The sequence below is a fragment of the Corallococcus sp. Z5C101001 genome (assembly GCF_007352635.1).
Classification (GTDB): domain Bacteria; phylum Myxococcota; class Myxococcia; order Myxococcales; family Myxococcaceae; genus Corallococcus; species Corallococcus silvisoli.
Map to the genome: position 1 here is coordinate 424,111 of NZ_VKLU01000006.1, position 23,038 is coordinate 447,148.

Below are 23,038 nucleotides of genomic sequence, written 5' to 3' on the forward strand. Positions count from 1 at the left end.
TACGGGGCGGGCCCGATGACCTGGAACGTCGCGGTCGACTATCCTCGGGGGCGTTCCACCCCGCCGGGCCTGACGCCACGGCAGCGGTGGCACCCACCCCCTGCATGAAACCGCTCGCAGAGCTGCTGCGTCACCTGTCACGTCCCGGAATCACCGAGCTGGCCCTGGCCAGCGGTCGTCCTCCGATGGTGCGCGGCGCCACCGGCTACGAGCCCGTGGATCCCGGCGCCCTTTCCACCGACGACCTCGTGAAGGCGCTCCAGGCCATGGTGGGCATGGCGCGCGCGTCCACGGTGGCCGAGACGCCCGTGCAATGGACGGTGAATGCCACCGGCCTGGGGGCGATCTCCATCGCGGCGGTGCGCCGGGGCGACCTGATGAACGTGCGCCTCACGCGCGGCGCGGAGGGCGCTGCGCAGGCGGCCCCGGCGCAGGCAGCGGCCGCCGCCCCGGCTGCCGCCGCGCCCACGCGGACGCCCTACGCGGGGGTGCCCGCGGCGTCGGCTCCGGTGGCAGCACCCACGCGGACGCCCTATGGGGGAATGCCGGCGGTGTCGGCTCCGGCCGAGGCGATGGCTCGCGCCGTCCAGGCCGGTGGGCCTGGGATGGCGGACCCAGGACGTGGATCCGCGGGAAGCGCCACCGCCGCGCGAGGGATGGCCGCTCAGGCGGGCGCCTACGCGGGGGCGGCCTCGGCTCACGCGGCGTCCACCCATGCAGGCGCGGCGTCAGCTCACCCCGGTACGACAGGCCACTCGGGCGCGGCGTCAGCGCACTCCGGCGCGGCGGGTCATTCGGTCTCGGCGTCCGTGCACGCGGCACCGGGCCACACGGGCCATGCAGGCGCATCCTCCGTGCACGCGGCACCGGGCCACACGGGCGCGGCCTCCACCCCGGTTCCTTCGCGGGTCATCCCCATCTCGCGCACGGCCGCCGCGCCGGGCCGCGACCTGGCCGTGCTGCTGGAGCAGGCGCGCAGCATGCTCGCCAGCGACCTGCACGTGGTGGCTGGACGGCCGCCGCTGATGCGGCTCGCGGGTGAGTTGCAGCCGCAGGACACGCCCCTGTCCCCGGAGATGGTGGAGCGGTTGCTGCTGCCCATCATCCCGGAGCGCCTGCGGCCGGTGCTGGAGCGCGACGGCAGCGTGGACTTCGCGCTGGACTCCGAGGACACCGGGCGCTTCCGCGTCAACGTGGGCCGCCAGCGCACGGGCCTCAAGGGCACCTTCCGCGTCATCTCCCGGGAGATCCCCACCCTGGAGTCCCTGGGGCTGCCCCCGGACATCGCCAAGGCGACGCACCACCACCAGGGCCTCATCGTGCTCACGGGCCCCTCCGGCCACGGCAAGACGAGCACGCTCGCGGCGCTGGTGGACATCATCAACCGCGAGACGACGCATCACGTGCTCACCGTGGAGGATCCGGTGGAGTACGTGCACCCGCGCAAGCGCGCCCTCATCAGCCAGCGCGAGGTGGGCACCAGCACGCGCACCTTCGCCAGCGCCCTCAAGGGCAGCCTCCGCGAGGACCCGGACGTCATCGTCGTGGGCGAGCTGCGCGACACGGAGACGGTGCGCATGGCGCTCGCGGCCAGCGAGACAGGCCACCTGCTCATCAGCACCATGAACACGCCCAGCGCGGCGAAGACCATCGACCGGCTCATCGACCTCTTCCCGCCCGGGGATCAGCAGCAGGTGCGGCTGTCGCTCTCCAGCGGCCTGCGCCTCATCGTCAGCCAGCGGCTGATGCCCTCCGCGGATGGCAAGTCCATGGTCGCCGCCGCCGAGGTCCTCACCGGCTCCGTGGCCCTGGGCAACCTCATCCGCGACAACAAGACGTATCAGATCCCCTCGCTCCAGCAGCGCGGCAAGTCCCTGGGCATCATCCGCTTCGAGGACTCGCTGTCGGACCTGGCGCGCTCGGGCAAGGCGACGCTGGAGACCGTGAAGGGCTTCGCGGAGAACCCGGACGAAATCGAGGCCATGGTGACGGGCAAGCGGCCCGGCGCCGCGACCGTGCCCCCGCCCGCCTCGCCCCAGGAGGGCGCGCGGATGCTGTCCAAGGTGGGCTCACTGCTTGGCAAGAAGGGCGCCTGACATGACGGACACCCCCCGCATCGCCACCTGGTTCGACGTGCTGCTCGACCGAAAGGGCAGCGACCTGCACCTGGGCGTGGGCTACCCGCCCCTGGGCCGCATCCGCGGCGAGCTGGTGCCCTTGAGGGACGAGCCCCTGACCTCCGAGGAGCTGGAGGCGCTGCTCTTCGAGATCTGCTCGCCGGAGCAGAAGCGGCAGATCACCGAGGAGCTGGACCTGGACTTCGCCTATGGCTACGGCACCAAGGCCCGCTTCCGCGCGAACTACTTCTACAAGATGACCGGCATCGGCGCGGTCTTCCGCACCATCCCCAGCAAGGTGCTGTCGCTGGAGGACCTGAAGACGCCGGACGTGGTGCGCAAGCTGGCGGACCGCCGCAGCGGGCTGGTGCTGGTGACGGGCCCCACGGGCTCCGGCAAGTCCACGACGCTCGCGGGGATGATCAACCACATCAACAAGACGCGCCCGTCGCACGTGCTCACCATCGAGGACCCGGTGGAGTTCGTGCACGAATCGCTCAAGTCCCAGGTCACCCACCGCGAGGTGGGCCCGCACGCCTCCAGCTTCGCCACCGCCATCCGCTCCGCCGGCCGCGAGGACCCCAACGTCATCCTCATCGGCGAGCTGCGCACCAACGAGACGATGAAGCTGGCGCTCCAGCTGGCCAGCTTCGGCGTGCTCGTCTTCGCCACGGTGCACACCAACAGCGCGCCCGCGACCATCGACCGCATCATCAACGCCTTCCCCGCGGACGAGCAGGGCCAGGTGCGCGGCATGCTCGCCGAGTCCCTGGCGGGCATCGTCGCCCAGCAGCTCATCAAGACCGCGGACGGCAAGGGCCGCGTCGCAGCGCTGGAGATCCTGGTGGGCGGGGCCGCCATCGCCGCGATGATCCGCGAGGGCAAGGTGTTTCAAATCGCATCCAAGATGCAGGCCGGCCAGGGCCAGGGCATGCAGACCCTGGACATGCACCTGGAGCGGCTGGTGAAGGACGACGTCATCGTCCCCGACGCCGCTCTGGAGAAAGCCCAGGACAAAGAGAATTTCGTGAAGGTCATCCAGCGGCTGAAGCCGGACTGGGTGGTGCCAGAGACACTGAAGGCGTGAGTGCGCGCCCGGCCCCCGGGTGAAGGGATTTGCTTTCGCCCCCCTACTTCGCGAATTGTTCGGGACTGAACCGGGGCCGGCCCACTGCCGCGCCCCACACTTCCGAGGGGGAAGTACTTCATGGACGAGCAGCAGCTTCAGATGATGCAGCAGATGCAGGAGCACCAGTCGGCGGGCCCGGGGCCGTTGTTCTGGATCATCTATCTGGCGGTCATCGGTCTGGCGATCGCGGGGATCTGGAAGACGTTCACCAAGGCCGGCGAGCCCGGGTGGGCGGCCATCGTCCCCTTCTACAACATCTACGTGATGACGAAGATCGTCGGCCGTCCGGCGTGGTGGGTGGTGCTGGCGATCCTGCCCTGCGTGAACATCATCGCGCTGTTCATCATCGGCATCGACATGGCGAAGTCGTTCGGCAAGGGCACCGGCTTCGGCATCGGCCTGGCGCTGCTCGGCCCCATCTTCTACGCCATCCTCGGTTTCGGCGACGCGCAGTACCAGGGCCCGGCCGCCGCCTCGGGCGGCATGTCCGCGGCGTAGTTCCCACGCGGGACCGGGCCTTCGGGTCCGGGGCGTGAACGGCGGCGGTGGGGGGCCTTTCCGGGCACTTCACCGCCGTTCGTGTTTCGTGGGGGGATGTCATGACTCGCCCGGAAGTCCGACATCCAGTAGAGCGGGACGCGATGCCTGGACCGCGCGCCATGTCCCGTCTGCTCAGCCCTTCGCTCCAGCGCCTCCGGTCCTGCCTCGGAGTGACGTGGATGCTCTGCGCGGTGGCCTCCGCGCAGGGCGTGGACGGGGACCTGCCCGAAGGCCCGCGGGACGCGCCCAGGGCGGCGCCAGCCGAAGCCCCGAGCGCGCCGGAGACGCAGACCGTGGTCACCGCGACGCGCCTGCCGCGCCCGCTCCGCGACGTGCCCGCCACCACGGTGGTGATTCCGCGCGCGGAGCTGGAGCGCAGCCCCACGCTCACGCAGGACGCGCTCGTGCGCACGCTGCCCTCCGCGGCCACGTTCCGCCGCACGCCGTCCCTGGTCGCGGACCCCACCGCCCAGGGGCTCAACCTCCGCGGCCTCGCGCCGTCCGGCGTGGCGCGGGGACTGGTGCTCCTGGACGGGCTCCCGTTCAACGACCCCTACGGCGGCTGGGTGTTCTGGCGGGCCCTGCCCCGGCTGGGACTGGAGCGCATCGAGGTCGTTCCCACCGGCGGCTCCGCGCTCTACGGCAGCGCCGCGTTGGGTGGAGTGGTGCAGCTGCTCTCACGGCCCATCACGGGCCCCGTGCTCGATGCCGACCTGTCCGTGGGCAACCTGGGCACGGGCTTCGCCGCCGGGCGCGTGGCGGACCGGTGGGGCCGCGTGGGCGCCTCGCTGGAGGTCGAGGGCCTCACCAGCGAGGGCTACCGCATCGTCCCCGCGAACCAGCGAGGCCCCATCGACGGCGACACCCCGTCCCGCCACGTCAGCGCCCAGGCCCGCGTGGAGGCGGAGGCCACCGACAGCCTCTCCCTGTCCGCCCGCGCGGGCGTGTTCCGCGAGACGCAGAACGGAGGCACCCGCTCCACCGTCGCCAGCGTGGACCTCGCCTGGTTCGCTGGCGACGCGCGCCTGCGCACGGACGGCGCGGGCACCTTCGCGCTGGGCCTCTTCGGCCGCACCCAGCACTTCGCCCAGGACCGCGCCCGCATCAGCGCGAACCGGCGCCTGGAGGTCCGCTCCGCGTTCCAGGACGTGCCCGCCAACGACCAGGGAGGGTCGCTCGTCTGGACCGGACCGGCGATGACGCTGGGCGGAACGCACGTGCTCGCCGCCGGGGTGGATGCGCGCCGGTCGGCAGGCCGCGCGGACGAGCTGCTCTTCCCTCCGGCCTACACCCCCACGACGCTCTACTCGCGCGACACGCGGGGCACGCAGCTCTCCGGCGGCCTCTTCGTGCAGGACCTCTACACCGTGTCGTCCGCGCTGGAGCTGGCCGGCACGCTGCGCTGGGACACGTGGAGGAACCGCGACGGCGTGCTGCTCGAAAGCTTCGCCAATGGCTCCTCCCGCACGACCGACTTCGCGCCCCGCACCGCCCGGCAGCTGAGCCCCCGGCTCGCCGCGCGCCTCCTCCCGGTGGACTGGCTCACGCTGCGCGCCTCCGCCTACCGCGCCTTCCGCGCCCCGACGCTCAATGAGCTCTACCGCCCCTTCCAGGTGGGCACCGTGCTCACCGCGGCCAACCCCGACCTGGGCGCCGAACGCCTCTGGGGCACCGAAGCCGGCGTGGAGGCCACCGGTCCGCGCGGCCTCACCGGCCGCGTCACCGGCTTCTGGAACGTGCTCGACAGCCCCGTCACCAACGTCACGCTCGCCGAACCCCTGCCCGACGGAACGACCCGCCAGCGGCAGAACCTGGGCCGGGCCCGCGTGCGCGGCGTGGAGCTGGGCGTGGACTGGCGGCTGTCGCGACAGTGGACGGCCCTGGCCGCCTACACCTTCGTGGACCCCGTCGTCACGAAGGCGCCCGGCCAGCCCGACCTCGTGGGTCGCCAGCTGCCACAGGACCCACGGCATCGCGGCTCGCTCGCCGTCACCTTCGACGCCCCGTCCATCGTCTCCGTCACCGCGCAATTGCGCGTGTTCGGCCCGCAGTACGAGGACGACCTCAACACGCGCGGCATGGGCGGCGCCGCCGTCGTGGACGTGTCCGTGAGCCGCCACCTCTTCTGGAAGGTGGACGCCTTCGGCGCGGTGGAGAACCTCTTCGACCGCCAGTACCTCGCGGGCCGCGCGGGCGTGGACACGCTGGCCCCGCCGTTCCAGGCGCGCGTGGGCCTGCGCCTGCGCGACGTGCTCAGCGAATCGAGCGCACGGGGGGCACCGGCCGCACCGGGCCGTTGAACCAGCGGCTCAGCTCCGTCGTGTCCTCCATCCGCCGCGCGGGCGGCAGGCTGGAGAGGAACACCCGGCCGTAGCCCTTGGTCACGATGCGGCGGTCCAGCATCGCCACGATGCCCCGGTCCGCCTGCGTGCGGATGAGCCGCCCGAAGCCCTGGCGCAGCGCCAGCGCCGCCTGCGGCAGCTGGTACTGGTCGAACGGCTCCTCGCCGCGCGCCTGGATCTGCCGGATGCGCGCGGCCACCAGCGGATCTCCCGGTGACGCGAACGGGAGCCGGTCGATGATGACCAGGCTCAGCGCGTCTCCTGGCACGTCCACGCCCTCCCAGAAGCTGTGCGCGGCGAAGAGCACGCTGGGCGTCTGGCGGAAGGCATCCAGCAGCTGCTGCTTGGGCCGCTCCCCCTGGAGCAGCGCCTGGTAGGGCAGCCGCGTGGCCGTCAGCTCGTAGGCGCGCACCATGTTGCGCAGGGACGTGAAGAGCACGAACGCGCGCCCGCCCGTCACTTCGCACAGCTGGATAATCTCCTCCGCGGCCGCCTCGATGAAGCCCGGGGCGCTGGGGTCCGGCAGGTGCGTGGGCAGGTACAGCGCGGACTGGCGCGGGAAGTCGAACGGGCTGGGCACCGCCAGCGTGCGCACGCGCGTCACGGGCTGGCCCTCGTCGTCGTACATGCCCATGCGCTTGGCGAAGAAGTCGAAGCGGCTGTCCGCCGCGAGCGTCGCGGACGTGAACACCACCGTGTCCAGCGCGCCGTAGAGCCGGTCGCGCAGCTCCTTCGCCACGTCGATGGGGCTCGCGCGCAGGAACAGGCCCTTGCCCCGCGCCTCCGCCCAGTACACATGGTCCGCGGACTCCGCCTTCTCCAGGAAGGAGAGCTGCTCCCCCATCTCCTCCGCGCGGCGGTGGATGGCGGCCAGCTCCGGCTCGCGCTCGCTGCCCGCGAAGGACGCCAGCGCGGCCAGGCCTTCGCGCACCTGCTCCAGCGCGCCGGACAGCTTGCCCATCGTCTCCGGGCGCAGCGCCACGGTGGACTCCTGGTTGGACATGCCCAGCGCGCGCGGCGTCTGGAGGAACAGCGCGTCCGCGTGCGAGCGCACCCGCTGGGCCAGCGCGGAGAGCGTCGCGTGCCGCTCATCCTTCGCCGGCAGGGCCGCCACCGCGTCGCGCGACAGCTCCTCCAGCCGGTAGTTGGACACGCTGCACCCGAAGTGGCCGCTGGCCGCGTCCTCCAGCGCGTGCGCCTCATCGAAGATGACGGCGTCGTAGAAGGGCAGCACGCCCTCCGTGCGCTTGCCGGAGCTGCGCAGCGCCAGGTCCGCGAAGAACAGGTGGTGGTTCACCACCAGCAGGTCCGCGGCCTCCGCGCGCTTGCGCATCCGGGTGACGAAGCACGTCTCGTACTGCGAGCAGCGCGAACCCAGGCACGTCTCCGACGTGGTGGACAGCCGGGACCACGCGGCGAACGACTCCGGCAGGTCCAGCTCCGCCCGGTCCCCCGTCTCCGTCTGCGTCACCCACTTCTTGAGCAGCGGCCACTGCTTCGCCTCGTCGCGCGAGACGAACTGCGGGTCCTTCTCGAAGGACTCGTAGCGGTGCAGGCACAGGTAGTTGCCCCGGCCCTTGAGGTAGGCCGCCTCGAAGCGCAGGCCCAGCTTCTCGCTGAGCAGCGGCAGGTCCTTGAAGAACACCTGGTCCTGCAGCGTCTTCGTGGCCGTGGACACCACCACCTTGCGGCCCGCCAGGAGCGCGGGCACCAGGTAGGCCAGCGTCTTGCCCGTGCCCGTGCCGGCCTCCGCCAGCAGGTAGCTGCCCTCGGAGAAGGCCCGCTCCACGGCGCGCGCCATCTGGAGCTGCTCCGGGCGGTGCTCGTACGCGGGCAGCGCCTCCTCCAGCGCGCCGCCAGGGCCCAGCAAGCTGTCGACAGAGAGAGGACGGGGCGCGGGCGCGGACATGCGGCGGTTCGGGGCAGGAGGACGCGGGGAAGAGGGCCCCGCAGGATAACAGCGCCGGGAGCCCCCCGCGCGTTCCCGGACATCGCCGGGAGACCGCCGCTCCCGCCCGCCCGGGAAGCGGGCCGGCCAGCGCTCGCGGAGGGCCCGTGGCCCTAGAACGAACCGCGCAGGATCTGGAAGAGCACCAGCACCATCACCAGGGCCACCAGCAGCACGGCGCCCATCACCATGTTCTTCACCTTCCGGGCGAGCTCCGGCGACGGCCCGTCGGAGGCGAGCGGCACCGCGGAAGTCACCCGGCGCACCACCTCATCCCGTCCTCGCAGCGCCTGCGCGTCGTCCGGCGCCCGGGCGAGCCGCAGGCGATACAGCCGGCCCACCATGGCCAGCTCTCCCCGCCCCATCGCCAGGGACAGCAGCCGGTCATGCGCGTCCCAGTCAGCCCAGGTGTCCATCAGCGCGCGCCACCCGGTGGCCAGCGCCTCGGAGGGCTGTTGCTCGTCCGGGATGAAGTTGGCGTAGACCAGCCCGCACTGCGCGCAGGCCTCCGCCCCCTCTCGCATCGGCGCCACGCACTTCGGACAATGACCCGCGGGCGCCTGGAAGGGGTCCCCGTCCAGGGCACGCACGTCGCCGGACGGCGCGTCGGAGCGCACCACCCTCAGCGTGGCGACGCTGGCCCGAGCGGGAGCGGAGCGCACGAAGTCCTCCGGGGCGGACACCGCCACCGCGGCGCTCTCGCCCCCACGCGGCCCCGGCTCTTCCACGCGGGGCGGCGCGTCCTGGGCCACCACGGACGCTCCCGGGGCCGACGCAGGCACGGCGGGAGCCAGCTGGGACGTGGACGCGCCCGCGAACGTCTTCGCGCCGCACATCCGGCAGGTCACGGCGAGCCGGCCGTCCTCGAGGTGGAAGGACTCCACCAGGACCAGCCGCTCGCACCCTTCGCACTGGTACTTCATGACCACACCTCTCGCAGGGGGATGGGCATCGCGCAACCGATGAGCGCCAGCAGGCACAGCGCGCAGATGAGCTTGCGCAGGGGGCTCAGGGGCTCCTCTGGCTGGACCACCTCCGGGTGGCCGAAGCCCACGACCTTGCTCGCCACCACCAGCCACAGGCCCCAGGACGCGGTGACGAAGACCGTGAGGAAGAGCAGCACCAGCGCCACGCCCTGGCCCAGCGTGCGCGCTCGGGGCCCCAGCACCGCGAACGTCAGGTGCCCCCCGTCCAGCTGGCCCACCGGCAGCAGGTTGAGCAGCGTCACCAGCAGGCCGAACCACGAGGCGATCACCACCGGGTGCACCACGACGTCCTTGCCCTCCGGCACCGGGCCCAGGGCCAGCCACGTCAGCGCCTTCATGATGAGGTTGTCGCCGAACACCGTCTGGTGCTGGGTGAAGGTGGCCGGCGCCGCGGCGGGCGCCTGGGTCACTTTCTCCGCGACCCAGTGGAGCAGGTTCTGCCCCAGGACCCAGAGCGACGAGTCCCCCGGGAACGAGGACGGCACCGGCGGCGAATCCACCACCGTGGAGTGCAGCAGCCCCCAGTAGAGCAGCGGCAGCGCCACCACCAGGCCCGCCAGCGGCCCCGCGGCGCCAATGTCCACCAGCGCGTTGCGCGTGGGGATGCGCCCTCGCAGCCGGATGACCGCGCCCAGCGTGCCCAGGCTCCCGGGCACCGGCAGCGGGATGAAGTACGGCAGGGACGTGTCCACCCGGTGCCACCGCGCGAGCACGTAGTGCCCCATCTCATGCGAGCCCAGGATGGAGAGCAACGACACGCTGAAGGCCAGCGCCTGCGTCCGGTCCTCCGGCAACAGCCCCCCTTCGCTGAAAGGGAACGAACGGCCGAAGAGCAGCAGGTAGGCGAGGAACGTCGTCCCCAGCGTCACCGCGAACAACAGCAGGTGCAGCCAGACGCGGGGCGGGGTGGGACGTGGAAGGGAAACCGGGTGCATGCGCGAAGATGCCTCACGTCCGCAAGAGGGGCGACCGGTCCCAGGTCACCGAGCGGATGAAGTGTAAAACACAACTCGGATTACCCAGACCCGGGTCCTTGACTTGAAGTTGACTTCTGCTACGAACCGCGCCGCTTGAGGTTCCTTCTAACGACTGAGCGTCCGTTCAGGTCGCCCGGTCACCATCCAAGCCACCGTCAGTTGGGGAGAAAACCATGAAGAAGCTCATCCTGTCCGCCGTTGCCGCTGCCTCCCTCGTGGGCTGCACCAGCGTTGAGTCCGCCGTTGTCTCCGGTTCCGAGATCGCCGCCAACGGCGAGGCCGTGGCCGTCATCCAGGGGAGCTCGCTGGGCCTGACCGCGATCTTCCACATCATCGACATCGTGCAGAGCGACCTGGACACCGTGGTCAACAAGCTCCTCATCACCGAGGCGAAGGCCATGGGCGCCTCCAAGGTGGACCTGAAGACGGCGAACACCACGCCCCGTCACGGCATCTTCGCCCTGTTCGGCACCATCATCGGCGTCACCAGCTCCTCCGCGACCGGCGTGGCGGTGAAGTAGTCCCTGCTGCCTCCTCACCGAGGCAGTCCGAAGGCCCCCCTGGGAACAGTGGGGCCTTTTCCATTTTGAAAGAGGTCCTTCACCATGCGCGCCCTCCTGCTGCTCCCCCTCGTGTGCCTCGTCGCGTGCCGTTCCTCTTCGGGGAGCGGAGACGACGCGCAGCGGATGGCCCGCGTGCGCGAGCAGCTGGCCGCGCGTGACGCGAAGCTCGTGAACTACCAGCTGGAGGGGACGCAGACGGAAGGGGACACCGCGTCCGCGGGCTTCACCTTCGCGTACCGCGCGCCCCAGAAGATGCGCGGCACGGTGTCCGCGCCGCGGGCCCGCACGGTGTCGTGGGATGGCAAGCACCTGTACGAACAGGTGGACGCGAGCAGGCAGTTCACGACCTTCACCTCCCAGGTCTCCGCGCAGAAGCTGTCCGCGTTCCTCACCGAGGTCTTCACCCCCTTCGTGCCGGATGGCTTCCGCGCGCCGCTGCTCCTGCGCAGCACGAAGGCCCGCCGCGTGACGGACCTGCCCCAGGCGAAGGAGGCCGTGGAGCTGTCCATGACGCTGGAGGGCGAGGCGGGCGCGGGCGTGGAGGTGACGTACGTGCTGCGCTGGCCCGCCCTGGACTTCCTGGCCAAGCGCACGCGCGCGCCGGACGGCACGCAGGCGGAGGTGCGCATGGAGGAGGAGCACTGCGACGCGGCGCTGGGGCTGTGCGTGCCGCGCCGGCTGTCGCGCTGGGTGGGCGGCGTGAAGCAGGGAGAGACGGCGCTGTCGAAGGTGGACCTGAAGGCCGCGCTGCCCAACGACGCGTTCACGCCCAGCGCCCCGGACGGATACAGCGTGCAGACCCGGACACTCGTGGACAGCGAAGCGCAGGAGAGTGGACCGAATCCACCCGCGGGCGGTTGACCGTCTCGCGGCCCATCGCCACCTTGGACGGCGGAGGTTGCCGCGCATGGTCGAGAACGTCATCTTCGACGTCGATGGAACGCTGATGGACTCCGTGGACGAGCACGCCGAGGCCTGGCGCCGGTCGTTCATCGAGTTCGGCCGGGACATCCCGTTCGCCCACGTGCGCAGCCAGATTGGCAAGGGCGCGGATCAGCTGCTCCCGGTCTTCTTCAACGACGAGGAGCTGGAGCGCTTCGGCAAGGACCTGGAGGAGTACCGCTCCGCGCTCTTCAAGCGCGAGTTCCTGCCCAAGGTGCGCCCCTTCCCGCGCGTGAAGGAGCTGTTCCAGCAGCTGCGCAAGCGCGGCCGCAAGGTGGCCCTGGCCTCCAGCGCGAAGGACGACGAGCTCAAGCGCTACGTGGAGCTGTGCGGCATCGACGGCCTGTTCGAGACGAAGACGAACAAGGACGAGGCCGACAAGAGCAAGCCGCACCCGGACCTCCTCGAGGTGGCGCTCGCGAAGCTGGGCAAGCCGGCCCCCGCCACGGTGGTGATGGTGGGCGACACGCCCTTCGACGCGCTGGCGGCCGGCAAGCTGCACCTGGCGGCCGTGGGCGTGCTGTGCGGCGGCTTCCGCGCGGAGGACCTGCGCACGGCCGGCTGCCGCACCCTGGTGAAGGACCCCACGGACCTCCTGCACCGCCTGGAGCAGGACCCCGAGGGTTGGCCGTGGGACGCGGCGCCGAGGGACACGCCCAAGGACGAGGAGTCGCGCTGACGCGCGCTCCGGGGTGACGGCGGCCACGAGCCCGTGGCCACCGGTGTCCGCCTTCACGCCACCGCTACCGGCGCGAACCGCCGCGCTTGGAACGCGAACGGGACGGGCTCTTGCGCACGGGCGCGCGGCGCGCGGTGCTCTTGCGGACCGTGGAGCGCTTGCCCGCGGTGCCGGTGCGCGACGTGGCCTTGCGTCCGGTGGTGGTGCGCCGGGCCCGGCTGGGCGCGGCCTTGCGGCGGGAGACAGCGCTCTTCTTCGCGGTGGCCACGCGGCGCTTGCTGGCCACGCGAGTGGCCTTGCGCGCGGCCTTGCGGGCCGCGGGACGGCGACGGGCCGCCTTCGCCTTGCTGCCGGAGCCCCCCTTCAGGCCGCCCCCGGTGAGCTTGTTGACGGTGGCCCACGCGCGAGCCTCCGCCGTCTTCTCGCCGGTGCCCCTCGCCTCGTAGCCCTGCTCGATCTTCCCGGCCATGCGCTTCTGCTTCGCCGAGTACCGGGTCTTGCTCCCTCGTGCCATGCATCACCCTCCTGGAATGCGTTCCGGCGCGGGTCCGTGGCACGGAGCCGCGTCACCGGGAAGGTGAACACGCCAACCCAGGCAGAGAACCCGCCAGCGCCCTACCCCTGTCCACCCACGGAAGCTCCCGCACCGCCAGGGTGGGGAATGGACAGAGCCCCTGCCCTTTTCGCATGGGGGCCGCTGGTGCTGGAGCGCCCTCGTGCGCAGGTTGGAGGCGCCGCACAGAAAGCCGAGGCTTCCCTCGTGGAACCCGCACTCAACGCACCGCCGCGCATGCGCCACCTGGACGAGGGGCCCGCGGTCCTGGTGGTGAATACCCGCTCCCGCTCCGGGCGCGAGGCCTTCGAGAGCGCCCGCGAGCTGCTCGCCGCCCATGGCATTCCCCTCCTCGCCGCGCACGCGCTGACCCGGCCCAGGCGCCTGCGCGCGGTGGTCGGGGAGGCCATCGCTTCGGGTGCCCGCCGCGTGCTCGTGGGAGGAGGCGACGGCACCATCAGCTGCGCGGCGCAGGCGCTGATGGGCCGCGACGTGACGCTGGGCGTGGTGCCCCTGGGCACCGGCAACGACTTCGCTCGCTCGCTGGGCATCCCGGACACGCTGGAGGCCGCGTGCGGCGTCATCGCCGGCGGCTACACGGCGCGGGTGGACGTGGGGCTCGTCAACGGGCGTCCCTTCCTCAACGCCGCCAGCCTGGGGCTCACCACCGCCATCGCGAAGCGGCTGACGCGGGAGCTGAAGCAGCGCGCGGGCAAGCTGGCCTACCCGGTGGCCGCCGCCGTGGAGATGCACACGCTGCAGCCCTTCCACGTCCGCATCCAGGCGGACGCCCGGACGCTGGAGGTGGACGCGCTCCAGCTCGTCGTGGGCAACGGCCGCTACCACGGCGCGGGCAACATGGTGGCGCCGGACGCCACGCTGGACGACCGCCAGTTGCACGTCTACGCCGTCACCGCGCCGTCGGCGGCGGACGGCGGCGAGCGCACCGGACTGGGCCACCTGCACGACGTGGCCACGCTGGCGCGCGTGGCGCTGGGCATGCGCAGCGGCGGGCACCTGGAGCACGCGTCCGTCGTGCACCTGCACACGGCCCGGCTCGTGGTGGAGACGCGGCCGCCCATGGAGGTGAACGCGGACGGGGAGAACGTGGGCATGACGCCCGTGCGCTTCGAGGTGGCCCCCGGGGCGCTGCGCGTCTACGCGCCCCGGCCGCTGGAGGGCGCTACACCTTCTCCAGCACGCTGGAGAGCACCTGGGCGGTGAAGTTCACCAGGGGAATCACGCGCCGGTAGTCCATGCGCGTGGGCCCGATGACGCCCACCGTGCCCAGCACCGCCTCCGCCGTGCCGTAGGGGCTGGCGATGACGGTGACGTCGCCGGCGGCGGAGAACTCGCTCTCCGCGCCGATGAAGACGTGCATCTCCTTGGTGCGCTGCACGCGGTCCAGCAGGTGCAGCAGCTTGTGCTTCTCATCCAGGGCGCGGAACAGGGCGCGGATGCGCTCCACGTCCGCGAACTCCGGCTGCTCCAGGAAGGAGCCGGTGCCTTCGATGAGCACGCGCTCCGGCGTCTGGAGGTCGGTGGCGGCGGCGCCCAGCCGGAGGGCCTTGGCGGTGAGGGCGTTGTAGAGGGCCTGGTCCTGGTCCATCTCCGCGCGGATGCGCTCGCGCGCCTCCTCCAGCGGCACCTGGTGGAGGAGCTCGGAGAGGTAGTTGCTGGCCTTGACGAGCTCGTCGGACGTCACCGGGAAGTCCACGGTGAGGGCCTTGTTGTGCACCTGGCCGTTCTGGCCCACCAGGATGGCGAGCACGCGGTTCTCGCGCAGGCGCAGGAACTCGATGCGCTGGAACACGGCGGCGTCGGGGCGGGGCGTGAGGACCACGCCCGCGTGGCGCGTGAGCGAGTGCAGGACGCGGCTGGCCTCCGACAGGATGTCGTCCAGGCTGGACTCATGGACGAGCCCGGCGTGGATGAGCTCGCGATCGCGGGGGGCGGGGTCGCGCAGCTTCACCAGGGTGTCCACGTAGAAGCGGTAGCCTCGGTCGGTGGGCACGCGCCCCGCGGAGGTGTGGGGCTTCTCCAGGAAGCCCAGGGCCTCCAGGTCGGCGAGCACGTTGCGCATGGTCGCGGAGGAGACCTCGAACTCTCCGCGGCGCGTCAGGTGCTGACTGCCGACCGGACCGCCCGTGGTGATGTACTCCTGCACCACGGCCCGGAGGACTTCCTTCTCGCGCTCACCCAGCTCGTCGGGCATTCCCGCTCACGCTCCGGAAACCATGGGCCCGGGCTTCGGGCATCCACGCTTCCTGTAGAATTCTAAAAGGGACGCTCCGGGCATTCAATCCGGCGGGGCTGTTTGGGAGGGCAGGCAGGCGGGGGACTGGCCCCCGGGACCGAGGAGGGTGCGGCAAAGCGCACATCGCCCCGGGGCGGAGCGGGGGTTAGAAGTCCGCCCGCCGTGACCACCGCCACCGTCGAAGTCGCCGAGCCCGCTCCCCACCGGGGGTGGATGCTGTTCAGCCTCTTTTCGCTCTACGTCATCTGGGGGTCGACCTACCTGGCGATGCGGTTCGCCCTGACGGGGTTTCCGCCGTTCCGGATGGCCGGGTTGCGCTTCCTGATGGCGGGCGGGGTGCTGTTCGCGGGGTTGCGGCTCAAGGGCCAGCCGGGGCCTGGGGCGCGGCAGTGGGGCGCGGGGGCGGCCACGGGCTTCCTGTTGCTGGTGGTGGGCAACGGCGGCATCGCGTTCGCGCAGAACCTGGGGGTGCCGTCCGGCGTGGCGGCGCTGGTGGTGGGGAGCATGCCGTTGTGGATGGCCATCTTCGGGGTGGCGTTCGGGCAGCGGCCGGGCCGCGCGGAGCTGGCGGGGCTGGTGTTGGGGTTCGCGGGCGTGGTGCTGCTCAACCTCAGCGGGGACATGGGCGGCGGCGGCGCGGCGGCGCTGGCGTTGCTGGTGGCGCCGATGAGCTGGGCGTTCGGGTCGGTGTGGAGCCGGCGGCTGCCGATGCCCTCGGGGCTGATGACGCCAGCGACGCAGATGTTGAGCGCGGGCGTGATGATGTTGGGGGTGAGCTTCGCGCTGGGGGAGCGGATGTCGGACGCGGTGCCCCGGCTCGCGGTGGCCTCGTTCCTGTATCTGGTGATCTTCGGCTCGCTGGTGGCGTTCAGCGCGTATGGCTATCTGTTGCGGCACGCGAGGCCGGCGCTGGCGACGAGCTACGCGTACGTGAACCCGGCGGTGGCGGTGCTGCTGGGCGTGGTGTTCGCGGGAGAGACGCTGGGGCCGCTCACGCTGGGGGCGATGAGCGCCATCCTGGTCGCGGTGATGCTGTTGGCGCGCGGGAAGCGGTGAGCCGGCTCGCGCTCCTGTGCGTGACGGGGGCGCTGCTCACGGCGTGCGCCGGGAGCTCGCGGACGTCCAGGCACGGGGAGCTGGGCTTCGTCGATTCGGACACGGCCGCGCGGGCCCGGTATGCGGCGTACGTGGCGGAGCAGGCCTCCGCGCAGGCCGCGACCCGCGCCGTGGCGTCCACCCTGGTCCGGTACATTCCCCCGGCCGTGCTCGCGTTGATGCAGCACGAGCATGCGGTGGACGAGCTCGAGGAGCGCCTCGCGGCATGCGCCGTCCAGGCCGAGCGGCTTGGCAACGCGCGCTTCTTCCGCGACCGTCCTCCGACGCGACAGGAGTGCGGCGAGGTGGTGGAGCATGACGCCTGCGGCAATCCCATCACCCGGGCCATGCATCTGGGGAAACAGAAGCATGTGCTCGCGCTCCAGTGCGCCGAGGAGGCGTTGAAGGCGCTGTGGCCCGCGCCCTTCAGCATCGAGCAACGCTACCGCTACTATCCGAACGCACGGATGGTGGAGACCGTCAGCCGGCGGGAGGAGGCGCGGCTCATCGCCGACGGTTGCACCGATGAGCTCCGCGGAACCATCAAGCCGGACCTCGTGCTCCATGCGGACCGCGACCTGCTCAAGGCCGCGCTCATCCTGGACTTCAAGTTCCCCTGCCCTCAGACCAACGTGGCGCGATGGACGGAGTATGGGAGTAACAGCGCCTATGCCAACGAGTCCCAGCGGGTTATCTACGAACGAGCGCTGGGTGGACGAGCGATGCTCGTGTCGCCACGAACTGGTGTGAAGGCATCACCGCCATGAACAAGGCTTTTCCCGTCATCCGACTTCGAGACAGAGGCAACTGGCTCGTGGGGCGTGATGGCGTCGTGCTGTGCTTCTTCCTCCCTCGGAATCACATCGAGGTGGGACCCGCGATCTGGCGCGCCATACGGACCTACGTTCATGCCATCCCGCCTGGCTCCCTGAGTTGGTACACGTCATCCGACGGCGACATGGTCCCGCTCGATGACAAGGGATGGGAGCACAACCACCAGGAAGTGGCTGTACGACAGGGAAGTGGCAGCAGGAACATGGAGCTGAGAGAAAGCCCCAGCGAAACCGGTGGCTATCAGGTCGAGTACTACGGGCGACAGCTCGACAGCCCCTTTCATGATGCCCCCGCCACGACGCTGTCGTTCACGTTCCCGACCGAGTATCTCCTTGAGCACGGCGCTGCTCACTTGCGAATCCTGGCCCTTGAGCTGGCTCGCGAGCTGCCATTCAGCTTCGGCTACGCCAGCTTCGCCGTTGTCTCGTCACAAGGTTCCTGGGCAGAGGGGGATTGGAACCTCCTCGAAGCGCTCCTTGCTCGCCATCCAGGCCTGGATGCTCCCCATGCCAGTGAGTTCAGCTCGGTCATCGGCACCCACGCACTGGGGGCCTACTGGCTCACGTTCCTGGGCCAACCGCTGCTGGGACAGCTCGGCGGCGTCGAAGCACTGCGGCAGGCGCTGCCAGATACCTCCCTGCTGCCCCTGGAAGACGAACGCCTGCTGATCACCCTGGGTGAATGGCCTGACGCCATCGACACCGAGAAGGCAGCCGTTCCCCCGCAGTACAGTGCATTGGCCTCCCTGCTGGCCCCCTACGTCTTTGAATACAAGGGAGACCTCAACGGCTTCGAGCGCCTCATGAATCAGTGGCACCGACGGCTCTGCCCGTAACCCTACGGTTCCCCCCACCACGCCCCATCACACGTCGAACTTGAACGTCGTCTCCACGGCCGAGGCGCGTGCTCCGAAGCCGCGACAGAAGGCCTGGAGGTTCGCGTACCCCGCCATGGGCAGCACGTCGCGGAACTCCAGGTGCATGACGAGGCAGTACAGGGTCACTTCGAGGAAGCTCAGGTCCCGTGCCGGCAGCGCTTCGAGCCCCGCCTGCACGTGCTCCTCCAGCCAGGCGAGCATCCCCGTCAGGCTCTTGCGCAGCTTGGCCTGATGAGCGCCGTCCTCGCCCGCCCCACCCAGCCGCCCCATCACCAGCGACACCTCCGTCGCCATCGCTTGCTGCGCGAGCTCCAGCAGGTTCGCGAGCACGGGCAGCTCATGGTCCTCCGGCCACACCACGCGCAGGGCACGCCCTGAGCGCCGCCACAGCTCGCGGCTGATGTTCAGGGCTCCGAACCAGGAGCCCTCGGAGGTCCTCAACACCGGAATCCTGAGCGCGGGGTTGCCCCCGTAGTCCTCTGGATTCGAGGACATGAGGTCCCGCACCACCTGGAAGTCATAGGGCGCGCGCAGCTCGGCGGCGAAGATGCGCGGGATGCGGGTGAAGTGCGAACTCGAACGGCCAATCAGTGTGACGGACATCCAGGCACCTCCAGGAGACACGGCTCGCGAACGACCGTGGACATACTCCTGGCCAGCGCGCGCCGGAAGCGCCTACCCCTTCCGCAGTCCCACCACCTCGCCGTAGCCGCCAGGAATGAAGAACTCGTGGGCCTCCATGCCCATGATGCGCAGCGCGGTGGTCACGACATCTGCGGACCGGGGGACTCGCTTGGACGGCTGCCCGGTCTCCTCGATGAGGTCCACCGGAACGCCGAGCCCGCGCGTCGTGTACGAGCCCACCTGGCGGTTCGCCGCCACGTTTCCGCCCGCGAAGCAGACCGACGTGTAGGGGTGGTGGTCATCCGGCAGGTTGTAGCTGCCGTCATTCGCGCGCGACGCCCAGCTCCGGCCGAACTCGCTCATCACCAGCACCAGCGTGTCATCGAGCAGCGTCTTGCCCGGCTTGCCCGGGGCTGGCGCGGCCTTCATCTCCCCCAGGAAGCGCGCCACGCAATCCATCAGCCCGCGACCGTGCGCGCAGCTAAAGGCGTGGCCCGCGCCGTTGTGCGTATCGAAGTCCAGCTGCAACGAGACATGCACCGAGGTGCACAGGTCCGACTTGAGCAGGCGCAGCGCCATGTCCATCCGCGGGTCGAGCCCGACGAGGTGGAAGTTCGCGTTGCCGAAGGTGTAGGTGAACGTCTCGTTCAGGTAGCTCGACAGGTACGAGGGCCGGTTCGTCTTCAGCGTGTCGATGCCCTTCGTGCTCTCCAGCACGGACACCACGTCCGTCGCCAGCACGCGGGAGACGGACGCCAACGAGCCGTGAAGGCCTTCCAGGTAGTTGTCCACCTTCACCGTCGACCGCCCGAGCAGCTGCTGGGCACGCGACAGGGTGAAGCGCTCCACCGTGGTCGTCTTCAAGGTCGCCCCGGTGGGCGCACCGCTCGCGTTCAGCTCGGCCCCCTCCGTGCGCGCGTCCAGCCCCGTCCACCAGGCGTTGTCCGCGGGCTTCGCGGAGAGCATCGGCTTGAGGGCTTCGATGGACGGAACGCCGATGGGCGAGGCGTGCGAGGGCAACCCCATGCCCACCGGTGTCCCCCGGTCTCCAGAGACGACCACGAACGGCAACGGCCGACTCTCCCGGTGCTTCTCATACAAGTGGTTCGCGATGACCGAATGCACCGCGGGCGCCCGGTAGTCCGCGCCCGCGACGCCGCACATCGCGGAGATGAAGGCGCTCGCGTGGTCGTTGGTGCCCTGGTCGACGCCGTGCAGCACGCTCAGCTGCTCATGCAGCGCGAAGTGCTTGTAGCCATACATGAGCGGGCTGAACTCGGCTCGCGCGGCGGGGTTCTGGGGGTTCCAGGACTGCCAGGTCCGCAGCGGCTTGTAGGGGCCGTTCGCGGGCGCGAGGTCCACCACCTTGCTCGCGTCGAAGAAGACGGGCTCGCTGTTGTAGCCAGCGGCCCCCGGGACGCAGAGCGGGATCTCCGCGTCCTCCATCGGGGTGAAGTAGTACGCCGGCCGGAAGCCCCCCGGGATGTAGATGACCACGAGCCGGGAGGGCAGGTCGGACTGCGCGGCCTGCGCGACGCCAGAGCGCAGGAGCCCCGCGCGGTCGAGGAGGGCCAGCTGCCCTGCGCCAAGGGCCCACTTGAGCAACGTGCGTCGAGAGGTGTTCGGCATGGGGTCCTCGGCTCAGTAGGTGATCCACAGCGGGTGACGGATGAGCGCCGCGCAGGTGCCCACCCAGGCCAGGCGCGTGCTCTGCGCTTCGAGCGGGAGATAGACCTCCTCGTACAGCGCCTTCAGCTCCGCGTCCGCGGGCGGCTGCCCCAGCATGCGCAGATAGAGATTGCGCAGGTTCTTCTGGACCGCGTCCGGGTTCTTCGCGGAGGTGTCCGCGAGCGTCGCGAAGCGAAGCACCGCCTTGTTGTTCTGCTTGTCCACCGCGCGCGCGCACCAGGCCTGCGACATCTGGACCAGCGCCTGCGCGGCGGAGGGACCGAACGTCGCGTCCTTCTTGCGGTACAGCAGCGAGTTGCCACCGCCCAGCGACTCGAAGCGTTCGACGGTGCGTGGATCCGACACGTACTCGCCCGAGATGCCGGGCGCCCGGTCTCCAGGCCACACGAAGAACCGGTTCCAGCCCACCACGTACGGCCTGTCGCGCCAGTCGGGGTTGCTGGTGCTGACGAAGTCCTCCAGCGTGAGCCCCAGCTGATCCATCAGGCTCACCACCATCTCCTCGGCGGTCAGCCGGCGGACGCGGAACTCCGCGGGTGACGGCGTCTCCAGCTGCGCGGGCGGCTCCTTCAGGTCGCGAATCCACTGCTCCACCTGCGCGATGGTCATCGTGACGCGACCATTGGCGAGCAGCTGGTCATAGGGCTGTCCCGGCGGCATCTGGGGATAGCTCCCCGGAGCGCTGCCCTTGAGCATCTGGATGAGGAGGCTGTTCTCCGGGTCCCCGCGCTTGACGTACCGCTCGTTGTAGACGAGCCCGCTCTCGAACGCGGCGAGCGAGGCGAAGAAGGGCTTGTTGCCATTGACGTGGCAGCCCTCGCAGGCGGGCGCGAGCGCGAGGCGGACGGCGTCGTTGTCGCTGGACGCGGCGCAGACGGTCCCCGAGTCGGGTGGATCATTGCTCGCATGATTCGCCGGGCCGATGACCCCCTCCCCGAAACAAGCCCCCAGGTTGAGCGCGAGCGCGACCAGCGCGCCAGGCAGCAGGAACGAACGCACCGTGCGCATCACAGGCCCCTCCGCAGCTCGGACTGCTCGAAGAGATAGCGGATGAAGGGCCGGAGCTTTCGCTCCCTCGCGGCGAACTCCCGCCCGAGCTTGTCGATGAAGCCCTTCTCCGTGGCCGGGTTCAAATCCCGGCCGACGAACATCGCGTAGAGCCTGCGCGCGGCGCAGCGGTCAAACTCACCGGAGCGGACCAGGAGCTTGCCGAAGCCCAGCGGCCCCATGGTGCCGTCGCCGTTCACGCCGAGCAGCGTGTAGGACTCGGGCATCGTGTCCAGCAGCACCGACTCCGGGTTGGCCTTCAGCTCCTCCGGGGTGATGGGGGTCAGCATGGTGTTGGGGACGAAGGCGTTCCTCCAACGCAGCCCCGGGGCGTTGCCCGTGTGCGGATACTGTCCGGACAGCCAATCCTTCGTGATGCGCTGGTTGCCCACACCACCAATGAAGGGCCACGGGACGTAGTAGCTCGGGAACGGGGTGAAGTCCCACCGCTTGAAGGAGATGGCCGCGGGGTCCAGCGTCTTGTGGCAGTGCAGGCACGTCCCGCCGGTGGCGGGGTCGATCTCCAGCGGAGGGAAGTGAACGTCCGCGGGCGGCGGCGAGAAGTTCTGGCAGGCGAAGATCTCCAGGAAGCGCGCGGCCCGGACGCGCTCGCGAGGGAACGACGACATCGCCCCCATCATCGTGAGCACACCGGCGGTGGGCAGCCCCTTCGCGGGTTCGGTGGTGGTGCGCGGGTCGAAGCGATAGGTGCGCTCGAGGCTGCCGGAGCGCGACTTGTCGTTGGTGAGCGAGAGATGGAAGGGCTCCAGGTCCTCCACCACGAACTCGCGCCACGCCTGCGGGTCGTTGGGATTGGGGTGCAGGGGGTCGCGCGGAGCGCTGTCCGCGTCCGGGCGCCACCAGGTGGTGTTCGCGTCGACCACGCTGCTGCCCATCTGGCGGCCGAAGCGCACATACAGCGCGCGCAGCCAGTTGGTTCCGACCGAGTAGTTGCCGACGACGAGGTCGGACAGGGGCCTGTCGTACCACGCGAGGTGCGCGAACAGGCGCGCCGGCTCCTCGTACGGGTGGCGGCGCTGACCACTGAGGGACGAGGTGCCCGTGCTGTTCAGACCGACGAGCGGCGAACACCACACCAGGTTCGGCCCGCAGCCACATCCACGGGGGATCGCGGGGTCATAGTAGCCACCGGAGGCGACGCCGCAGTCGTAGACCTTCCCGGTGGAGGAGTCCGTGACCTGCTTGACGTCGGAGCCGGCCTTGCCCAGCACCTGGACCGTGGTCCCAGGGGCCCACCAGGGCTCGACGGAGCGCACCTCGGGCACGGCGGGAGCGCCGGTGCCGTCCTTGTCCGCGCACTGGTTCCTCGGGTCCTGTGACGAGAGGAACTCGCTCACGGAGTAGTACGCGCCGGGATGCAGGCTGCCGTCGTCGCACCGGTGAAGGTGACCCGACATGTCACCCTGATACGCGTCGCCGTTGGCACCGGTGGTGTAGGCGCCCACCGCGATCCACTCGTGCCCGAAGCGCAGCATCCGCTCATAGAACTTCGGAGATGCGAGCGCCTCGTCCAGCGCCGCCCGCAGGAGCGTGGCGCGCGCCTCGGGCGTGGCCGCGGCGCCCATGGCCTCGTACTGCTCCACGGTCGGCGTGGTGCCGGTGAGCCCCAGCACGATGCGCCGTAACAACCGCGTGTCACTCAGCTGGTCGTTGGTGGGCTTGACCGGATCAGACGGCTTGGGTTCGCATTGCTGCGCGTGCGCATCGGGCCCTGTGAGCCCGAACATCGCGAACAGCACCGCCGCGAGGGCCGCGCTCTTCAGGTGCAGGTGCCAGTGCATGCATGAAACAATAGCATTTCCTGTCGCATCCGCGAAT

Annotated in this window: 20 protein-coding genes; 11 read left to right on the top strand and 9 right to left on the bottom strand. The window is 70.5% G+C overall.

The window, feature by feature from the left end; genetic code table 11:
- The first annotated feature begins 185 nt into the window (after positions 1 to 185).
- The 4 genes from FOF48_RS16885 (at position 186) to FOF48_RS16900 (ending at position 6,086) form a co-directional block, all read left to right on the top strand.
- Positions 186 to 2,096, top strand: coding sequence for a type IV pilus twitching motility protein PilT (locus tag FOF48_RS16885; protein ID WP_143902927.1), 1,911 nt, complete (start codon positions 186 to 188; stop codon positions 2,094 to 2,096).
- A 1-nt stretch (position 2,097) separates the two neighbouring features.
- Positions 2,098 to 3,204 carry a type IV pilus twitching motility protein PilT gene (locus tag FOF48_RS16890; RefSeq protein WP_143902822.1) on the top strand — a complete coding sequence of 369 codons (1,107 nt, stop codon included), beginning with the start codon at positions 2,098 to 2,100 and terminating at the stop codon, positions 3,202 to 3,204.
- A 120-nt stretch (positions 3,205 to 3,324) separates the two neighbouring features.
- Positions 3,325 to 3,744 carry a DUF5684 domain-containing protein gene (locus FOF48_RS16895; RefSeq protein WP_143902824.1) on the top strand — a complete coding sequence of 140 codons (420 nt, stop codon included), beginning with the start codon at positions 3,325 to 3,327 and terminating at the stop codon, positions 3,742 to 3,744.
- Between the two features lie 161 nt (positions 3,745 to 3,905).
- Complete coding sequence (locus FOF48_RS16900) at positions 3,906 to 6,086, top strand: TonB-dependent receptor (RefSeq protein ID WP_255442286.1); 2,181 nt, start codon at positions 3,906 to 3,908, stop codon at positions 6,084 to 6,086.
- Here the strand turns inward: FOF48_RS16900 and FOF48_RS16905 are convergent.
- From FOF48_RS16905 to FOF48_RS16915, 3 genes are all read right to left on the bottom strand, one after another.
- Complete coding sequence (locus tag FOF48_RS16905; protein WP_143902826.1) at positions 6,040 to 8,037, bottom strand: ATP-dependent DNA helicase; 1,998 nt, start codon at positions 8,035 to 8,037, stop codon at positions 6,040 to 6,042. The two genes, FOF48_RS16900 and FOF48_RS16905, sit on opposite strands and share 47 nt — an antisense overlap.
- Positions 8,038 to 8,189: 152 nt before the next feature.
- Positions 8,190 to 8,999, bottom strand: coding sequence for a hypothetical protein (locus FOF48_RS16910; RefSeq protein WP_143902828.1), 810 nt, complete (start codon positions 8,997 to 8,999; stop codon positions 8,190 to 8,192).
- A complete protein-coding gene (locus FOF48_RS16915) occupies positions 8,996 to 9,997 on the bottom strand; it encodes a site-2 protease family protein (protein WP_143902830.1) in 1,002 nt (333 codons plus the stop codon). Before FOF48_RS16915 ends, FOF48_RS16910 begins: the two co-directional genes overlap by 4 nt.
- Positions 9,998 to 10,212: 215 nt before the next feature.
- On the opposite strand from FOF48_RS16915, the gene FOF48_RS16920 reads away from it, so the two are divergent.
- The 3 genes from FOF48_RS16920 (at position 10,213) to FOF48_RS16930 (ending at position 12,223) form a co-directional block, all read left to right on the top strand.
- Positions 10,213 to 10,560 (top strand): hypothetical protein, encoded by a 348-nt coding sequence (locus FOF48_RS16920; protein ID WP_143902832.1) that lies wholly within the window; start codon positions 10,213 to 10,215, stop codon positions 10,558 to 10,560.
- A gap of 84 nt (positions 10,561 to 10,644) precedes the next feature.
- Positions 10,645 to 11,463: a hypothetical protein gene (locus FOF48_RS16925; protein WP_143902834.1), complete on the top strand. Its 819-nt coding sequence runs from the start codon at positions 10,645 to 10,647 to the stop codon at positions 11,461 to 11,463.
- Positions 11,464 to 11,509: 46 nt separating this feature from the next.
- Positions 11,510 to 12,223 (top strand): HAD family hydrolase, encoded by a 714-nt coding sequence (locus FOF48_RS16930; protein WP_143902836.1) that lies wholly within the window; start codon positions 11,510 to 11,512, stop codon positions 12,221 to 12,223.
- 64 nt (positions 12,224 to 12,287) lie between these two features.
- On the opposite strand, the gene FOF48_RS16935 is transcribed toward FOF48_RS16930, so the two are convergent.
- Positions 12,288 to 12,737 carry a transcriptional regulator gene (locus FOF48_RS16935; protein WP_143902838.1) on the bottom strand — a complete coding sequence of 150 codons (450 nt, stop codon included), beginning with the start codon at positions 12,735 to 12,737 and terminating at the stop codon, positions 12,288 to 12,290.
- Positions 12,738 to 12,983: 246 nt separating this feature from the next.
- Here FOF48_RS16935 and FOF48_RS16940 point away from each other — a divergent pair, with 246 nt between their 5' ends.
- Entirely contained in the window at positions 12,984 to 14,000 is a 1,017-nt protein-coding gene (locus FOF48_RS16940; protein ID WP_370456588.1) for a lipid kinase, read from the top strand.
- On the opposite strand, the gene hrcA is transcribed toward FOF48_RS16940, so the two are convergent.
- On the bottom strand, positions 13,960 to 14,991 hold the full coding sequence (gene hrcA, locus FOF48_RS16945) for a heat-inducible transcriptional repressor HrcA (protein ID WP_143902840.1): 1,032 nt from the start codon (positions 14,989 to 14,991) through the stop codon (positions 13,960 to 13,962). The genes FOF48_RS16940 and hrcA overlap by 41 nt on opposite strands.
- 204 nt (positions 14,992 to 15,195) lie before the next feature.
- Here hrcA and yedA point away from each other — a divergent pair, with 204 nt between their 5' ends.
- From yedA to FOF48_RS16960, 3 genes are read left to right on the top strand one after another with little or no spacing between them, the layout of a single operon-like run.
- Positions 15,196 to 16,089 (top strand): drug/metabolite exporter YedA, encoded by an 894-nt coding sequence (gene yedA, locus FOF48_RS16950; RefSeq protein WP_255442288.1) that lies wholly within the window; start codon positions 15,196 to 15,198, stop codon positions 16,087 to 16,089.
- A complete protein-coding gene (locus FOF48_RS16955) occupies positions 16,086 to 16,895 on the top strand; it encodes a hypothetical protein (RefSeq protein ID WP_186001942.1) in 810 nt (269 codons plus the stop codon). The genes yedA and FOF48_RS16955 overlap by 4 nt, the downstream gene beginning before the upstream one ends.
- A complete protein-coding gene (locus FOF48_RS16960; protein WP_255442289.1) occupies positions 16,892 to 17,797 on the top strand; it encodes a DUF3396 domain-containing protein in 906 nt (301 codons plus the stop codon). The genes FOF48_RS16955 and FOF48_RS16960 overlap by 4 nt, the downstream gene beginning before the upstream one ends.
- Positions 17,798 to 17,824: 27 nt before the next feature.
- On the opposite strand, the gene FOF48_RS16965 is transcribed toward FOF48_RS16960, so the two are convergent.
- The 4 genes from FOF48_RS16965 to FOF48_RS16980 all read right to left on the bottom strand — a co-directional run bounded on the left by FOF48_RS16965 (position 17,825) and on the right by FOF48_RS16980 (position 23,001).
- Positions 17,825 to 18,442 carry a glutathione S-transferase domain-containing protein gene (locus FOF48_RS16965; protein WP_143902842.1) on the bottom strand — a complete coding sequence of 206 codons (618 nt, stop codon included), beginning with the start codon at positions 18,440 to 18,442 and terminating at the stop codon, positions 17,825 to 17,827.
- A 72-nt stretch (positions 18,443 to 18,514) separates the two neighbouring features.
- Positions 18,515 to 20,092 (bottom strand): DUF1501 domain-containing protein, encoded by a 1,578-nt coding sequence (locus FOF48_RS36475; RefSeq protein WP_186001943.1) that lies wholly within the window; start codon positions 20,090 to 20,092, stop codon positions 18,515 to 18,517.
- A gap of 12 nt (positions 20,093 to 20,104) precedes the next feature.
- Positions 20,105 to 21,160: a hypothetical protein gene (locus tag FOF48_RS16975; protein WP_143902844.1), complete on the bottom strand. Its 1,056-nt coding sequence runs from the start codon at positions 21,158 to 21,160 to the stop codon at positions 20,105 to 20,107.
- Positions 21,160 to 23,001 carry a DUF1549 domain-containing protein gene (locus FOF48_RS16980; protein WP_143902846.1) on the bottom strand — a complete coding sequence of 614 codons (1,842 nt, stop codon included), beginning with the start codon at positions 22,999 to 23,001 and terminating at the stop codon, positions 21,160 to 21,162. The genes FOF48_RS16975 and FOF48_RS16980 overlap by 1 nt, the downstream gene beginning before the upstream one ends.
- Positions 23,002 to 23,038: the final 37 nt, after the last annotated feature.

What these genes read in the sequence shown, in the direction of transcription:
- FOF48_RS16885 (WP_143902927.1), top strand. Translation starts at nt 186, where the DNA reads ATGGTGCGCGGCGCCACCGGCTACGAGCCCGTGGATCCCGGCGCCCTT.
- FOF48_RS16890 (WP_143902822.1), top strand. Translation starts at nt 2,098, where the DNA reads ATGACGGACACCCCCCGCATCGCCACCTGGTTCGACGTGCTGCTCGAC.
- FOF48_RS16895 (WP_143902824.1), top strand. Translation starts at nt 3,325, where the DNA reads ATGGACGAGCAGCAGCTTCAGATGATGCAGCAGATGCAGGAGCACCAG.
- FOF48_RS16900 (WP_255442286.1), top strand. Translation starts at nt 3,906, where the DNA reads ATGTCCCGTCTGCTCAGCCCTTCGCTCCAGCGCCTCCGGTCCTGCCTC.
- FOF48_RS16905 (WP_143902826.1), bottom strand. Translation starts at nt 8,037, where the DNA reads ATGTCCGCGCCCGCGCCCCGTCCTCTCTCTGTCGACAGCTTGCTGGGC.
- FOF48_RS16910 (WP_143902828.1), bottom strand. Translation starts at nt 8,999, where the DNA reads ATGAAGTACCAGTGCGAAGGGTGCGAGCGGCTGGTCCTGGTGGAGTCC.
- FOF48_RS16915 (WP_143902830.1), bottom strand. Translation starts at nt 9,997, where the DNA reads ATGCACCCGGTTTCCCTTCCACGTCCCACCCCGCCCCGCGTCTGGCTG.
- FOF48_RS16920 (WP_143902832.1), top strand. Translation starts at nt 10,213, where the DNA reads ATGAAGAAGCTCATCCTGTCCGCCGTTGCCGCTGCCTCCCTCGTGGGC.
- FOF48_RS16925 (WP_143902834.1), top strand. Translation starts at nt 10,645, where the DNA reads ATGCGCGCCCTCCTGCTGCTCCCCCTCGTGTGCCTCGTCGCGTGCCGT.
- FOF48_RS16930 (WP_143902836.1), top strand. Translation starts at nt 11,510, where the DNA reads ATGGTCGAGAACGTCATCTTCGACGTCGATGGAACGCTGATGGACTCC.
- FOF48_RS16935 (WP_143902838.1), bottom strand. Translation starts at nt 12,737, where the DNA reads ATGGCACGAGGGAGCAAGACCCGGTACTCGGCGAAGCAGAAGCGCATG.
- hrcA (WP_143902840.1), bottom strand. Translation starts at nt 14,991, where the DNA reads ATGCCCGACGAGCTGGGTGAGCGCGAGAAGGAAGTCCTCCGGGCCGTG.
- FOF48_RS16960 (WP_255442289.1), top strand. Translation starts at nt 16,892, where the DNA reads ATGAACAAGGCTTTTCCCGTCATCCGACTTCGAGACAGAGGCAACTGG.
- FOF48_RS16965 (WP_143902842.1), bottom strand. Translation starts at nt 18,442, where the DNA reads ATGTCCGTCACACTGATTGGCCGTTCGAGTTCGCACTTCACCCGCATC.
- FOF48_RS36475 (WP_186001943.1), bottom strand. Translation starts at nt 20,092, where the DNA reads ATGCCGAACACCTCTCGACGCACGTTGCTCAAGTGGGCCCTTGGCGCA.
- FOF48_RS16975 (WP_143902844.1), bottom strand. Translation starts at nt 21,160, where the DNA reads ATGCGCACGGTGCGTTCGTTCCTGCTGCCTGGCGCGCTGGTCGCGCTC.
- FOF48_RS16980 (WP_143902846.1), bottom strand. Translation starts at nt 23,001, where the DNA reads ATGCACTGGCACCTGCACCTGAAGAGCGCGGCCCTCGCGGCGGTGCTG.